Source organism: Acidovorax sp. NN32 (assembly GCF_057597245.1).
The window spans coordinates 956,823-970,717 of the sequence record NZ_CP199679.1 but is presented as its reverse complement, the minus strand read 5'-3'; the positions used below and the strand labels follow the sequence as shown (position 1 = coordinate 970,717).

The window sequence follows — 13,895 nt, the reverse complement described above, 5'->3', positions numbered from 1 at the left end:
CCTCGGGGGTCCGTGCAATGGACCTTGAGGGCACTTTTCACCACTTAATTGCACTTTTTTGCACTGTAGCAGGAAAAGCACACCGAACAAGAGGGTGTCCAACAAACTTTTGTAATGAAATCAACGACTTAGACGCGACTTTGCAGAGATTAAAAAGCCAAAAGTCGTTGAAAAATAAGCACTTAGAGAGGCCTATGAAAGTGACCTCTCAAGGCTTGGCCGAGTGGTCACAGGATGTAGCGCGAAAGGTCCTCGTCCTGGCTCAGTGTCTGCAGGCGGGCGTCCACATAGGCTGCGTCAATGGTGATGGTCTGACCCGATAGGCGAGTCGCATCAAAACTCACCTCGTCCAGCAAGCGCTCCATCACCGTGGACAGGCGGCGTGCACCGATGTTCTCCGTGCGCTCGTTCACCTCAAAGGCGATGTGCGCCAGGCGCGTGATGCCCTCGGGTGCAAATTCGAGCGTGACGCCTTCGGTGGCCAGCAGGGCCTGGTACTGCTTGACCAGGGACGCATGGGTCTGCGTGAGGATGGCCTCAAAGTCCTTGACCGACAGCGACTCCAGCTCGACCCGGATGGGGAAGCGCCCCTGCAGCTCCGGAATCAGGTCGCTGGGTTTGGACAGGTGGAACGCCCCGGATGCGATGAACAGGATGTGGTCCGTCTTGATCATGCCGTACTTGGTGGACACCGTGGTGCCCTCCACCAGCGGCAGCAGGTCGCGCTGTACGCCCTGGCGCGACACGTCGGCACCACTGGTTTCCTGGCGCGCAGCCACCTTGTCGATCTCGTCGATGAAGACGATGCCGTTCTGCTCGGCATTGGCAACGGCGCGGGTCTTGATCTCTTCCTCGTTGACGAGCTTGCCCGCCTCTTCGTCGGTGATGAGCTTGAGGGCCTCGGCAATCTTGAGCTTGCGGGTCTTGCGCTTGTCCTGCCCCATCTGGCTGAACATGCCACGCAACTGCTCGGCCATTTCTTCCATGCCCTGGGGGCCCATGATTTCGAGTTGCGGGCGGCCTTCGGCGACATCGATCTCGATCTCCTTGTCGGCCAGCGCGCCTTCGCGCAGTTTCTTGCGAAAGACTTGGCGGGCCGTGTTGTCAGCCGCGGGCTCGGTGCCTGCGGCTGCGCGGGCAGGGGGAATCAGCACGTCCAGGATGCGCTCCTCGGCAGCATCTTCGGCGCGGGCGCGCACCTTTTTCATCTCGGATTCGCGCGTCTGCTTGACGGCCATCTCCGCCAGGTCGCGGATGATGGAATCCACGTCCTTGCCGACATAGCCGACCTCGGTGAACTTGGTGGCTTCGACCTTGATGAAGGGCGCATCGGCCAGCTTGGCCAGGCGGCGCGCAATCTCGGTCTTGCCCACGCCGGTCGGGCCGATCATGAGGATGTTCTTGGGTGTGATCTCCTGGCGCAGGCTGCCTTCGACCTGCTGGCGGCGCCAGCGGTTGCGCAGCGCAATGGCCACGGCACGCTTGGCGCTGGCCTGGCCCACGATATGGTGGTCCAGCTCGGAGACGATTTCCTGGGGGGTCATGGACGACATGGCGAAAATTCCAGTCAAATTGGGCTCTAGCGCTTATCTATCAAGCGCTAGCAGCTATCAAAAACGTATCAAATGCGGTCAAGACCGCCCTGCAAAAAACACCCGACCTACAAGGTCTCGATGGTGTGGTTCATGTTGGTGTAGATGCACAACTCGCCAGCAATCTCCAGCGACTTCTTGACGATGTCCTGCGCAGAGAGGTCGGTGTGGTTGAGCAACGCCTTGGCGGCCGAGTGCGCGTAGGCCCCGCCCGATCCAATGGCCACGATGCCCTGCTCGGGCTCCAGCACGTCGCCATTGCCGGTGATGATGAGCGAGGCCTCCAGATCGGCCACGGCAAGCATGGCTTCGAGGCGGCGCAGCACGCGATCGGTGCGCCAGTCCTTGGTGAGTTCAATGGCTGCCCGCACCAGGTGGCCCTGGTGTTTTTCGAGCTTGGCTTCAAAGCGCTCAAACAGGGTGAAGGCATCGGCCGTGGCGCCCGCAAAACCGGCCAGCACCTTGCCGTGGTGCAGCTTGCGCACCTTGCGCGCCGTGCCCTTGACCACGATGTTGCCCAGGGTGACCTGGCCATCCCCGCCAATGGCCACTTGAACGCCCTGGGGCGTCTGGCGGCGTACGCTCAGGATGGTGGTGCCGTGGAACACCGGGTGGTTGTCGTTTGATGAGTCCATAGCTGCGGCAGTTGAGGGCACGGGCAGCGCTTTCAAGGCGAAGCCGAACGCTAACTGCCACGAGCAGCCAGGGAATCTGTGGCCCTGCAGCCCACCCAAAAACTATGCAACGGTCACAGCCCGCACCCAGCCGCCGCGCAAGGGTTGCTCCGCCGCGCTGGTGGTGCGCCCCATGGAGGTTTCAGTTCTTTCGGGGTACCACCCAAGCGTGCTCGTTGATACCGATAACGTTGAAGAAAATTGCCACCAGCCGCTGCAGGTTCTGGAACTGGATCACATGGCCGTGGCCCTGCTGCTCGGCCGCCCAGTTGAGCACCGAGCCCGCAGCCGCGAAGTCCACACGAATGAGCTTGTCGCAGGCAATGGTCAGCGGCACACCCGGGCGCAGGAAGGCCTGGAAAGGCTCCAGCAATGGCGTGGCATCACCATCGATATAGCCGCTGAGCTGCGCCACGGGGCCCGCCTCCAGCGGAGCGGGGGCGGACAACTCACCCAGGTCGGAGGCCATGAAGTCACTGTCGGCCGCCAGAGGCGCCGAGCCCGAAGACACACCTTCGTTGTCCGAATACCCGCAGCGCGGCGACGCCCACGACGGCGGAGAGACTTCGTAGGTCACGCAGTAATCCAACGCAACCAGCTCGAACTCATCCGGCTTGCCCATGAGCCGCAGTGCCGCCATGCGCAGGCGCCACCACTCGGGGCTGGTGGCGCGGTCGCCAGACTGGGTTTTGGCATCCAGCAGGGCGTTGAGCTTTTCTACCCCGGAGAACACCAGCTGAACATCACGCTCGGCCCACTGGGTGAACTGGTCCGCCAGCAAAGGCACGGCAGCGTCATCAATAGCGCCCAAGCGGGCCCAGGACAGGGTCCAGGGCGAGGCGGCGCGTGCCAGCGAGGCCTGGAGTGCGGCCACCGAAGACACAGCCAGCGTGGGCGGCGCGTTCCAGCTGAAATCGCGGCGCACCGCGCCTGCCGGTGCGGCTGCAGCCGTTCCAGGCGCAGCCGCTGCAGCGGGCGGCGCCATGCCCAATTGCTCGGGCATGGAAAACCACAGCGGAGCGGAGCGGCTGTACTGGGCGGCGAAGTCGATGGCCAGGGTGTCAAACCGGTCGTGCTGGCCCGTTGCACGGTACAGGTCGAACAGTGTCATCCAGATTTCGAGCTGGTCGTCGGGCGCATCCTGCTGGTGCTGGGCCAGCACATCGAGCAGGCCGGACTCAGCCCCGGCGTGGTCGCCATTGGCAAACCGGATGGCAGCTTCTTCTAAATCGGGTTCGTGCACGAATTCCTCCGGTTCGGATGCGGGCGCTGGCGTTACCGCAGTAGCTGCCGCAAGGCTGAAGGACGCTTCGCCAGGACCTGCGCCCGCGAGCATTTGCGCATCGGTGCCGCCAAACCGGCCAATTGCCATGCTGTCATCGGCAAACAGCGGCTGGACACCGGCCTTGTTTTCGAGGGGCGCTGGCAGGCTGCCGGGTGCCGTGGGCGCATACGCCCTTGCGTGGGCGGAATCAGAGGACGCAGCTGCGTCGGCAGCAACAGGCATAGTGCCGGGTTGCGTGGGAGCCTCTGCACCTTGCTTGCTCTTCCACCACTGCTGCGACATCTGCGCTTCGATCTCGTCGATCTTCTTGAGCGTGACGGCCCGCTCGTCGGGCGATGCCATGCTGCTCTGAAAGAACGAGGGGCGCCCTGCGGCGTCTTCCACACGCTGGCCTTGCAGCACCTCGCGCTGACGCAGCTTGCGCAGCTGATCGAACTCGCGGCGCCGCACGAAATCGTTGCGGCGCTTGCGCTCGATCATCTCCTTGAGCATCTGCTTGCTGTACTGGCTCTCCCGGTCGTCCTGGATGGAGTCCAGCTCGGTCCAGTTCACCGTCGGGTTCTTCACGAACCGAACCACCTTCGACAGCAGGCCTCCGGGGGTGGTTTCTTCCTTGCTCATGGCTCAGGGTGCGCTTGGGGTTGATCAGGCCAGACGGCCCGGTCAATCACCAAACATCTTCTGCTTGAGTTCGCGGCGTTGTTGTGCTTCGAGGGACAACGTGGCAGTAGGACGGGCAATCAGGCGGCCCACACCAATGGGTTCGCCGGTTTCGTCGCAGTAGCCATAGTCACCTGCGTCGATGCGGGCAATGGACTGCTCGATCTTCTTGAGCAGCTTGCGCTCGCGGTCGCGGGTGCGCAGCTCCAGGGCATGTTCCTCTTCGATCGTGGCGCGGTCGGCCGGATCGGGCACCACCACGGTGTCTTCACGAAGGTGTTCGGTCGTTTCACCAGCGCTGTTGTGGATCTCCTGCTTGAGCTGCACCAGCTTCAGGCGGAAGAAGGCCATCTGCTTGTCGTTCATGTACTCGTCGTCAGGCATGGCCATGACTTCAGCATCGGTCAACTCAGCGGCGGACTTGGTTTTCCAGTTGTTCGCCAGCTTGGGGTCTTTTTTGGCAGCCGTATACGTAGGCTGTGCTTGCGCGGTCGTGGGCATGGTATGTAGATAACTGGCTTTGGCAGCGGTCGAAGCCACTGTCTGTGCCATGGATGGTACGGTCAATTGGGCCAATCGTGAAGAAGGCCGGGTTGTGCGCACGGGTACCTGCGAGCCTGCTTGCAGCACGGGTGCCGGAGCAGGCGCCGCCACGGCGGGGGGTGCGGCCACCTTGGGCGCCGCAGCAGCCTTGGCAGTGGCCTTCGCAGCAACTTTGGGTGCCGCTGGGGCGGCGGCGCTTTTCGCCGCGGCAGGGGTTGCCTTGGTGGCCCCCTTGGATTTGCTGGTGTCGGCTTTCACTTCCTGGTCTCCTCGCAGTACGGGCGGGCCCTAGCTGCATTCGCAGCCAAGGGCGGGTGGCAAGCCTTCCGGGGTTTTACCGGGGCGCGATTGTATCGACCTGGGCTGACGCAAACGAAAACGTTGCAGATACAACACAAACACGCCGTTCTCCCCTGGGCGGCACAGGCCCCGGTGAGGGTCAGACCAGGCTTTGTTCCAGCCCCTGCAGGAAGATGTCCTTGGGCAGGTCAATGCCAATAAAGACCATCTTGCTCGTGCGCGTCTCACCCTCGGCCCATTGGGGGCCCAGATCGCTTCCCATGAGCTGGTGCACCCCCTGGAAGATCACCTTGCGTTCAGTGCCCTTCATATTAAGCACACCTTTGTAGCGCAGCATGCGCGGGCCGTAAATATTCACGATGGCCCCCAGGAAGTCCTCCAGCTTGGCCGGGTCGAATGGCCGGTCGGAGCGGTAAACGAAGCTCTTCACATCATCGTCGTGGTGATGGTGGTGACCATGGCCATGTTCATGCTGGTGCGAGGGGTGGCTGCAGTGCTCGCCATGTTCGTGGTCATGGTCGTGGTGGTCATGCCCATCCCCTTCTTCCTTCAGGAAGTCCGGGTCGATGTCCAGCTTGGCATTGAGGTTGAAGCCGCGCAGGTCCAACACCTCCTTGAGCGGCACTTCGCCAAAATGCACGGCCTTGATGGGTGCGCGCGGGTTCATGTGCTTGAGGCGATGGATCAGCGCGTCGGTCTCGTCCTTGGACACCAGGTCGGTCTTGGACAGGAAGATCTGGTCCGCAAAACCCACTTGGCGGCGCGCTTCCTGGCGGTCGTTGAGCTGCTGGGGCGCATGCTTGGCGTCCACCAGGGTGATGATGGAGTCGATGAGGTAGGTCTCGGCAATTTCTTCGTCCATGAAGAAGGTTTGCGCCACTGGCCCCGGGTCGGCCACGCCGGTGGTCTCGATCACGATGCGGTCGAACTCCAGCAGGTTCTTGCGCTTCTTGGCGGCCAGTAGCTGCAGCGTCTCGCGCAGGTCTTCGCGGATGGTGCAGCAGATGCAGCCGTTGCTCATCTGCACGATCTGCTCCTTGGACTCGGTCACGAGGATGTCGTTGTCAATGTTCTCTTCGCCGAATTCGTTCTCGATCACGGCGATCTTCTGGCCATGGGCTTCGGAGAGCAGGCGCTTGAGCAGCGTGGTTTTGCCCGAGCCCAGGAAGCCGGTGAGGATAGTGACGGGGATCAGTGCCATAAATCTGTCTTTCAAGGGGATCAATACCTGCGCTGCGGCCCGATGCCACTCAGCGCGACCTCCCTGCGGAGGGACTCATTTTTCAGTGTACCGAGGCTGTCAAGCCCTTGCAGGGCACGGATAGCTCACGCCTTGCGCATCACCGCCAGCCCCTTGAGGTACTCGCCCTCCGGAAACTCCAGCGTCATCGGGTGGTCGGGCGCGCCGCCCAGGCGCTCCAGGATGTAGCCGTCCACGCCCGCATCCGCGCCCGCCGACGCCACGATCTTGTGGAACAGGTCGGCGCTGATGCCGCCCGAACACGAGAAGGTGAACAGCACCCCGCCCGGGGTCAGCAGTTGCAGCGCCAGCCGGTTGATGTCCTTGTAAGCGCGGGCCGCGCGTTCGGCGTGCGCTGCGGTCGGCGCAAACTTGGGCGGGTCGAGGATGATGGCGTCAAACCGCTGGCCTTCCTTGAGGAACTGGCGCAGTGAAGCGTTCACGTCGGCGTCCATAAAGCTCGCGCGGTTCGGGTCGAAGCCGTTGAGCGCCACGTGCGCACGGGCACGCTCCAAGGCAGGACCGGACGAGTCGATGGACGTCACATGCCCATCGGCCACGGTGCCTGCCGCACGCATGCCCGCCAGCGCCGCCACGCTGAAGCCGCCGGTGTAGCAAAAGCAGTTGAGCACATGCTTGAAGCCCAGGCGCTGGGTGTAGTCGGCAAACCGCTTGCGGCTGTCGCGCTGGTCCAGGTAGAAGCCGGTCTTGTGGCCCTCGGCGATGTTGAGCGTCAGGCTCCACTGGTGTTCGTGGATGGTGAGTTCAAGCGGCGGCCCTTCGCTATCGCCCGCCGTGCCCGTGGGCCCGCCGCGCAGCCAGCCCGTGGCGGGCTCCAGACCTTCCAGCGCACGCACGCTGGCGTCTGAGCGTTCATACAGCTTGGTCAGGCCCGTCTCGCGCAGCAGCGCGTCGGCGATCACATCCTTCCAGCGCTCGGTGCCCGCGCTGGTGAACTGGGCCACCAGCGTATCGCCATAGCGGTCCACGATGAGCCCCGGCAGACCGTCGGATTCACCGTGCACCAGACGCACGCCATCGCTTTGCACGTCAAATCGGGCTCTGGCGATTATGGATCGGGCGCAAGCAGCTATAAAAAACGGAGCATCAATGCGCTGTGCTTCGTCAAAGCTCCACACCCGCGCGCGTATGCGCGAGCTGGGACTGAAGGCGGCCCAGGCAAGGAACTGGCCTTCGTGCGACTCCACACGCACGGTCTCGCCGCTGTCGCCGCCGCCCTTGGCGATGGCCGATTCGAAGATCCAGGGGTGGCGGCGCAGGAGCGAGCGCTCTTTGCCAGGGCGAAGGCGAAGGGTTTTCATGCCCCGGATTGTGCGGGCTCACCGCTGCCGTCCAACCATCATCCCTTGAAAAACAGCATGCGCGGACCCTGCGATAAGCCCGCCCGTTTGCACAAAAGACCACCCACAGCGCTGGCGAGAAAGCATATTTATCATTTTTTGGAATCATTTATTTGACAAATTTGATTCATCTCTCATAAAATTCGCACAACTATCATTTATATCAAACAAACATGTCAGCGAATCTTCACACCCTATCCAGCCTGGGTTCTATCCCTGATGCAGCCCCAACGGTCTTGACGGATCTTCGCGAGTTCCTGGCATTCAAGATCGGCAACGAGGAGTACGGCGTAGATATCCTGCGGGTGCAGGAAATCCGTTCGTACGAAAAGCCCACCACCATCGCCAATGCCGCCGCCGACCTGAAGGGCGTGGTCAACCTGCGCGGCGTGATCGTGCCCATCATCGACCTGCGCCTGAAACTGGGCTTGCCAGAGGCTCGCTATGACCATCTGACCGTGGTGATCGTCCTCAACATTGGTCAGCGCGTCGTGGGCGTTGTGGTGGATGGCGTGTCTGATGTGCTCACGCTGCAGAGAGAGCAATTGCGCCCTGTCCCCGCACTCGACATGGACGTGGATCGGGACCACCTGCTGGCCATCGGATCGGTCGATGACCGGATGCTCATCCTGCTCGACATCGAAAAGCTCTTGGCACCCTCGTTGCCATCGCCCCTCACCGTGCAATGACGCGCTGTCGCATTGCCACGAAACACAAACACACCTACACGGAATCCCTATGAACTTCTTCAGAGCATTCGGCATTGCGAAACGCCTGCACCTGCTGTCCTTCGCACTCATCAGTGGCCTGACCCTGGTCGCGCTTCTCGCATGGTTCAACCTCTCCGAGGTCACCGCCCAAACCCGAAAAGTCGCCACAGAGTCCGTTCCCCACCAGTTGCGGCTGGCAGCCATGGAGCTCAACGTCACACGATCATCTCTCCAGTTGCGCCATGCGCTGCTGGTCAGGACACCCAGCGACGTGAAGGCCACCTTGGCAGACATTGCGGAGAAAAAGAAGCTGATCGACACCGACCAGTTGGCACTGGAAAAAACTGCTGTCACCACGACCGAAAAGACTGAGTACGCTGCACTCGTTCAGGCGCTGGGCACGTTCTGGCAGATCGCAGGGCAAAACATCCAGTTGATTGAGCAAGGTAACAAGGAAGAAGGCTTCGACTTTCTGGTCGCCAAGACGATTCCTGCCCGGAACGTGGTGCTCGAGATGCTGAGCCAACAAAAGCAGCGCCAGAACACATCGCTGACCGAGAGCATTGGAAAGATCGAGTCAGATGCGAAACAAACGCTTTACAGCCTGGTGGCAGCCGTCGCGGCGATTGCAGCCGGTTTGATGGTGTTTTCCTGGTATGTCGGCAGCGTCCTTCAGCGCCGGGTGTCAGAAGCGCAAGTGATCGCAGCCCGCGTGCGCGATGGCGACCTGACCGGAGAGGTCATTGACAACGCCAACGATGAATTCAGTCCGCTGCTGCAAGCGCTCTCCGACATGCAGACATCGCTGACACAGGTTGTCTCGCAGGTACGCCAAGGCTCCGACAGCGTGGCCACTGCCAGCGCGGAGATATCGGCGGGCAACAGCGATCTCTCGGCACGCACCGAAAACCAGGCCAGTGCACTGGAAGAAACCGCAGCATCGATGGAGGAGCTGAATTCGACGGTTCGCCAGAACGCCGAGAACGCCCGGCAAGCCAATCAGCTCGCGCAGAACGCGTCGAACGTGGCAAGCCAAGGCGGCGAGGTTGTCGCAGACGTGGTCCGCACGATGAAAGACATCAACGACAGCTCCCGCAAGATCTCGGACATCATCGGTGTCATTGACGGCATCGCCTTCCAGACGAACATCCTGGCCCTGAACGCCGCCGTGGAGGCCGCCCGTGCGGGTGAACAAGGCCGGGGCTTTGCGGTGGTTGCGAGCGAGGTTCGTAGCCTGGCAAGCCGATCCGCAGACGCCGCGCGCGAAATCAAAGTGCTGATCGGTGCCAGTGTGGAACGGGTAGAAGCCGGCTCCGCCCTCGTGGACCGGGCAGGCCAGACCATGAGCGACGTGGTTTCGGCAATTGGCCGCGTTACCGACATCATGGCGGAGATCAGCGCAGCCAGTTCCGAGCAGAGCCAGGGCGTGGACCAGGTGAACGAAGCCGTCACCCAGATGGACCAGGCCACCCAGCAGAACGCGGCACTGGTGGAGGAAATGGCGGCAGCAGCCAGCAGCCTCAACACCCAGGCAGCGGAGCTGGTCAACGTGGTTTCCTCCTTCAAGATTTCGCCCTTGGCTTTGGAAGAGCGCCCTGCGGTGGTGCCCCCACAAGGAGCGCTCAGCACATCCACCACATATGCTTCACGGCCGCCGATGGCCCGGAAAGCCCCAAACCAGCGATCCGCGACCTCCGCCATCAAGGCGGCTGTCCGAAGTGTGGCAATGGCGAAATCGGGCGTAGCGCATCTGCCTTCGGCAAAACTCGTGACTGCCGCTCCACATGCAGAGAAAGAGTGGGAAAACTTCTAGGAACCCGCCGGACTTGGAAAACGTCTGTTGCAAGTTGCCCCCCAGGGGCAACTTTCGCTATCGGCACTCCAAGCCCGAAAGAATAAAGGCCAGACGCCGGACGCCAAGCGTCAGCTGTTGAAGTCCCCTTGGAATCACCACCTTCGGGTGGTTTTTCTATTGTTCAGAAGCTGTGAAATGATCCACGTACCGGCAATAGGCTGCCGCTTGCGAGATGCAAAGAATTCAACTTTCGCCTTGAACAGAAACCACACGCAGCACCTGCTGCCGCAACTGTCGCCATCCCTGTTGCATAAGGTCAGAATGGCCCCCTGCAGCCCACTCCTCGGTGCTTCGCGCACACTGGGCAGCTGGCGCCTCACCCAGCATCGTCAACACTGACTTGAGGTTGTGCGCCACGCGCCGCAGGGCCTGTACATCTTGCGCCGCCACGGCCTGATCGCCTTCCATCACATCTTGAGGAAATCGGGCCAGGCATGCCTGTCGATAAGCTTGGTAAAGCGCTCGGTTGCCGCCGAAAAACTCGGCCACTGGATTGTGTTGAGCAACGGTGACGACGGCGGAATCGGCCTGCGCCCCCAATTCGAGGCTGGCCAGAGTCTCAGAAACACACGCCATCAGCGCCCCCACGGAGGCGGGTTTGTGCAGAACGCGCCAGACGTTGAGCGACTCCAGCGTGCGCTGCGTGGCTGGGTCAATCCCACCACTGAACACCACGGTGCGGCAGGCCGCTCCCTGAGGCGAAAGATTTGTCTGCATCCATACCAGTAGATCAAGGCCGGAGCCATCGGGCAGGGTCAGATCCGTGAGGACCAGGGGTGCCACTTCGGTGGTCAGCGCCTGCTTCGCCTCGACGAGCGTGGCGCATGGCACCAGATTCACGCCGAGGGGATCGAGCGCCATCTGGACAAACCGGCGCACTGACGGATCGTCCTCCACCAACAGCACGCGCGGCTGCGTCACGACGGCGCTCAGGCCTTCTCGGCCACAGGACGCAGGAACCCCGCCAGCAACGCAGGCAGCTCCTGCACCAAGCGGGGCTTGTGCACCACAGGCAGCCCGGCCAGCGCAAAGGCGTAGGGACTGCGCTGCTCTTCGTCGAGCGAGGTCACAACGATCAGACGGCTGCGCTGGAACTGGGGATGCGAGCGCAGACGCGCAATCAGCGTTGCGCCATCAATGCCAGGAAGAAGGATGTCCACAATCAGCACATCCGGCTGCAGTTCGCCCGCCATAGCCAAGCCAACGATGCCGTCGTCTGCCACATGCAGTTCCACTTGCGGGAAATCGTGCGCCATCAACAGCTTCACCAGGGTCTGGAAATGTGCGGAATCCTCGATCAGCAACACCCGCTGGCCGTGTGTACCCGCTGGTTCGCGAGAAGCGCCGACCTGCTCGGCGCGCCTGGGAGCAGCTTTGACCACCCCATCGTCTGGCGCGACCACCACACCAGACACGGCAACTTCGGCAACCGGTACAACGGGCTGGCCCTGACCCTGCCGCTGGGCCAGCCACCGCTCGACCGATGCCTTCGCGATGCGCCGATGACCTCCTGGTGTTTTCCAGGCCTCCAGCTCACCCCGGTCCACCATCAGCTGAACAGAACGAACCGCCATGCCCAGCACCCGCGCCACATCACGGGTACTGCAATCCACCGGCAGCGAAGAGAGAAGACTGAGTTCCATAGCGGCGAATTTTATCACTTCGAAAAATCACTTTTGTGATAAAATTGATAAAACTAGTTACAACAAGCGCCCAACCATGAACAAACGCATTCTGATCATCGAAGACCATGCGGATATCCGCCGACTGATCCGCATGACCCTGGAGTTCGAAGACCACGACATCCATGAAGCCGTCAACGCCGACGAGGGCCTGGAGGCCGTGCGAACGCTGCGCCCCCAGTTACTGTTGCTGGACATCATGATGCCCGGGAGCATGGACGGACTCGATCTGTGCCGCCTTGTCAAAAGCGACCCATCGCTGGGCAAACCTTGGGTGGTGCTGCTGACGGCTCGCGGGCAAAGCCAGGATATCGAGGCGGGGATGATGGCCGGGGCCGACGCCTATCTGCTCAAGCCCTTCAGCCCCCTCAAACTGATCGAAACCATCAACCACCTGGGCACAACCCCCGGCGAGGCGCCATGAACATGGTTGCAGCTGCACGCGAAAATACCCAGTTCAGCCCTGCGGCGGCCGACCAGATGGAGAAGATCGTCTTCGATCTGGGGCGCATGTACCAGGAACGCAACGAGGCGTTGCAGGAAGTGGCCCGCGCCCACCATGAGGCACTGTTTCTGCTGTCCATGGCGGCGGAATACAAAGACGATGACACAGGCATCCACATCGTGCGCATCGGATTCCTGGCCGAGGCCCTGGCACTTTTTCTGGGCGAATCCAAGGACTACGCCCTGATGCTGCGCAAGGCGGCCCCCATGCATGACATTGGCAAGATCGGCATTCCTGACGACGTGCTGAAGAAACCTGGTGCCTTCACGCCTCAGGAGCGCATGATCATGAACCGGCACCCTGCCATCGGGGCAGACATCCTGGGAAAATCGCGCATCGAGCTGTTCCAGGTGGCCGCCGAAATTGCGCTTGCACACCATGAACGCTGGGATGGCAAGGGTTACCCGAACCAGTTGGCAGGCCAAGCCATCCCCCTGTCGGGGCGCATTGTGACCATCGTGGACTTCTACGACGCCCTGACCATGGACCGCGTCTACCGCCCGGCCTTCAGCCACGAAAAAGCGCTGGAGATGCTCCTGGCAGAACGAGGCAAAGCCTTCGACCCGGATATCGTGGACTGCTTCCTGCGCAACAGCGCCGCCATTTCGGCCTTGCGTGAGCAAGTCACGGTCGGACGCATGACCTTCGCCGACCTGATCAACCGCAAGCAGGAGGCACCATGATCTTCCGTACATACCGAGTGCAGGCTGCGGTGCTCATGCTCCTGGCTACCGCTCTGGCCTCCTGGGGCGCCACAGCAGGTGAGGTTCAGGACCGCGTTCAGGCCCGGGGTGAAGTCAGGGTCTGTATCTGGCCCGCGTACCAGCGCATCTCGTTTCGGGACCCGCGCTCCGGCCAGCTCAGCGGCCTGGACATCGATCTGGCTACGGCACTGGCGTCTGATCTGCGCGTCAAGCTGCGATTCGTGGACTCCTCCTTTGTCACCTTGGTGCAGGACCTGCAGGCAGGCACATGCGATGTAGCGATGTTCGGCATCGCCATGCTGCCGCAGCGCATGGAGCAACTCCAGTTCTCCACGCCCTATTTGCAAAGCGATATCTATGCCGTAACCACACGCACCAGCCGCATCGTGCGGCAGTGGAGCGACATCGACCAACCCGGCGTGCAGGTAGGCGTGCAGGCTGGAACATTCATGGAGCCAGTCATGCGGCAACGCCTCAAGCATGCAGGTCTCGTCTCCATCCACCTGCCACAGACACGCGAACGCGAGCTCATTGCGGGCCGCGTGGACGTCTTCATGACCGATTACCCCTACGGTCGCGCACTGATCGAAAGCACGGAATGGGCCGCACTGGTGCCCCCCCCCAAGCCGTTCTATACGCTCCCCTACGCCCATGCCAGCAAACCAGGCGACGTCGAATGGCGAGCCGTGCTCAACGCTTTTGTCGCCCGGATTCGGCAGGACGGTCGCCTGGAAACGGCAGCACGGCGCCACGGACTCGAAAGCATCCTCCTGAACTGATGCCC

The 13,895-nt window shown here is 61.8% G+C and carries 13 protein-coding genes; 5 read left to right on the top strand and 8 right to left on the bottom strand.

The annotated features are described in order from the left end of the window. Window positions 1-227 precede the first annotated feature (227 nt). The 6 genes from hslU to ACT89O_RS04495 all read right to left on the bottom strand — a co-directional run bounded on the left by hslU (window position 228) and on the right by ACT89O_RS04495 (window position 7,616). Window positions 228-1,553, bottom strand: coding sequence for an ATP-dependent protease ATPase subunit HslU (gene hslU, locus ACT89O_RS04520; RefSeq protein WP_487261961.1), 1,326 nt, complete (start codon window positions 1,551-1,553; stop codon window positions 228-230). A 107-nt stretch (window positions 1,554-1,660) separates the two neighbouring features. Continuing rightward, window positions 1,661-2,227, bottom strand: coding sequence for an ATP-dependent protease subunit HslV (hslV, locus tag ACT89O_RS04515; protein WP_055399580.1), 567 nt, complete (start codon window positions 2,225-2,227; stop codon window positions 1,661-1,663). 181 nt (window positions 2,228-2,408) lie between these two features. After that, entirely contained in the window at window positions 2,409-4,172 is a 1,764-nt protein-coding gene (locus tag ACT89O_RS04510; protein WP_487261960.1) for an STAS domain-containing protein, read from the bottom strand. Window positions 4,173-4,214: 42 nt separating this feature from the next. After that, window positions 4,215-5,012, bottom strand: a complete 798-nt coding sequence (gene dksA / locus ACT89O_RS04505; RefSeq protein WP_082437502.1) for an RNA polymerase-binding protein DksA — start codon at window positions 5,010-5,012, stop codon at window positions 4,215-4,217. A 181-nt stretch (window positions 5,013-5,193) separates the two neighbouring features. Then, complete coding sequence (locus ACT89O_RS04500) at window positions 5,194-6,255, bottom strand: CobW family GTP-binding protein (protein WP_306555985.1); 1,062 nt, start codon at window positions 6,253-6,255, stop codon at window positions 5,194-5,196. A 125-nt stretch (window positions 6,256-6,380) separates the two neighbouring features. After that, on the bottom strand, window positions 6,381-7,616 hold the full coding sequence (locus ACT89O_RS04495; RefSeq protein WP_487261959.1) for a class I SAM-dependent rRNA methyltransferase: 1,236 nt from the start codon (window positions 7,614-7,616) through the stop codon (window positions 6,381-6,383). A gap of 275 nt (window positions 7,617-7,891) precedes the next feature. Here ACT89O_RS04495 and ACT89O_RS04490 point away from each other — a divergent pair, with 275 nt between their 5' ends. Both ACT89O_RS04490 and ACT89O_RS04485 read left to right on the top strand, forming a co-directional pair. Then, a complete protein-coding gene (locus ACT89O_RS04490; protein ID WP_487261958.1) occupies window positions 7,892-8,344 on the top strand; it encodes a chemotaxis protein CheW in 453 nt (150 codons plus the stop codon). 49 nt (window positions 8,345-8,393) lie between these two features. Beyond that, on the top strand, window positions 8,394-10,178 hold the full coding sequence (locus ACT89O_RS04485; RefSeq protein WP_487261957.1) for a methyl-accepting chemotaxis protein: 1,785 nt from the start codon (window positions 8,394-8,396) through the stop codon (window positions 10,176-10,178). A gap of 225 nt (window positions 10,179-10,403) precedes the next feature. On the opposite strand, the gene ACT89O_RS04480 is transcribed toward ACT89O_RS04485, so the two are convergent. Together ACT89O_RS04480 and ACT89O_RS04475 are read right to left on the bottom strand one after the other, a co-directional pair. Then, a complete protein-coding gene (locus tag ACT89O_RS04480; RefSeq protein ID WP_487261956.1) occupies window positions 10,404-11,141 on the bottom strand; it encodes a response regulator in 738 nt (245 codons plus the stop codon). An 8-nt stretch (window positions 11,142-11,149) separates the two neighbouring features. Continuing rightward, entirely contained in the window at window positions 11,150-11,863 is a 714-nt protein-coding gene (locus tag ACT89O_RS04475) for a response regulator (RefSeq protein WP_218298812.1), read from the bottom strand. Between the two features lie 76 nt (window positions 11,864-11,939). Between ACT89O_RS04475 and ACT89O_RS04470 the strand changes: the two genes are divergently transcribed. Genes ACT89O_RS04470 through ACT89O_RS04460 form a run of 3 tightly spaced genes read left to right on the top strand, consistent with a single transcriptional unit; the run spans window position 11,940 to window position 13,890 of the window. Further along, on the top strand, window positions 11,940-12,326 hold the full coding sequence (locus ACT89O_RS04470) for a response regulator transcription factor (protein WP_055399596.1): 387 nt from the start codon (window positions 11,940-11,942) through the stop codon (window positions 12,324-12,326). Beyond that, entirely contained in the window at window positions 12,323-13,090 is a 768-nt protein-coding gene (locus tag ACT89O_RS04465; RefSeq protein ID WP_487261955.1) for an HD-GYP domain-containing protein, read from the top strand. Before ACT89O_RS04470 ends, ACT89O_RS04465 begins: the two co-directional genes overlap by 4 nt. Continuing rightward, window positions 13,087-13,890: an ABC transporter substrate-binding protein gene (locus ACT89O_RS04460; RefSeq protein WP_487261954.1), complete on the top strand. Its 804-nt coding sequence runs from the start codon at window positions 13,087-13,089 to the stop codon at window positions 13,888-13,890. The genes ACT89O_RS04465 and ACT89O_RS04460 overlap by 4 nt, the downstream gene beginning before the upstream one ends. Window positions 13,891-13,895 lie beyond the last annotated feature (5 nt).

Excerpts from the sequence above, each read along its gene's own strand:
- hslU (WP_487261961.1), bottom strand. The coding sequence starts at position 1,553 with ATGTCGTCCATGACCCCCCAGGAAATCGTCTCCGAGCTGGACCACCAT.
- hslV (WP_055399580.1), bottom strand. The coding sequence starts at position 2,227 with ATGGACTCATCAAACGACAACCACCCGGTGTTCCACGGCACCACCATC.
- ACT89O_RS04510 (WP_487261960.1), bottom strand. The coding sequence starts at position 4,172 with ATGAGCAAGGAAGAAACCACCCCCGGAGGCCTGCTGTCGAAGGTGGTT.
- ACT89O_RS04500 (WP_306555985.1), bottom strand. The coding sequence starts at position 6,255 with ATGGCACTGATCCCCGTCACTATCCTCACCGGCTTCCTGGGCTCGGGC.
- ACT89O_RS04495 (WP_487261959.1), bottom strand. The coding sequence starts at position 7,616 with ATGAAAACCCTTCGCCTTCGCCCTGGCAAAGAGCGCTCGCTCCTGCGC.
- ACT89O_RS04485 (WP_487261957.1), top strand. The coding sequence starts at position 8,394 with ATGAACTTCTTCAGAGCATTCGGCATTGCGAAACGCCTGCACCTGCTG.
- ACT89O_RS04475 (WP_218298812.1), bottom strand. The coding sequence starts at position 11,863 with ATGGAACTCAGTCTTCTCTCTTCGCTGCCGGTGGATTGCAGTACCCGT.
- ACT89O_RS04470 (WP_055399596.1), top strand. The coding sequence starts at position 11,940 with ATGAACAAACGCATTCTGATCATCGAAGACCATGCGGATATCCGCCGA.
- ACT89O_RS04465 (WP_487261955.1), top strand. The coding sequence starts at position 12,323 with ATGAACATGGTTGCAGCTGCACGCGAAAATACCCAGTTCAGCCCTGCG.
- ACT89O_RS04460 (WP_487261954.1), top strand. The coding sequence starts at position 13,087 with ATGATCTTCCGTACATACCGAGTGCAGGCTGCGGTGCTCATGCTCCTG.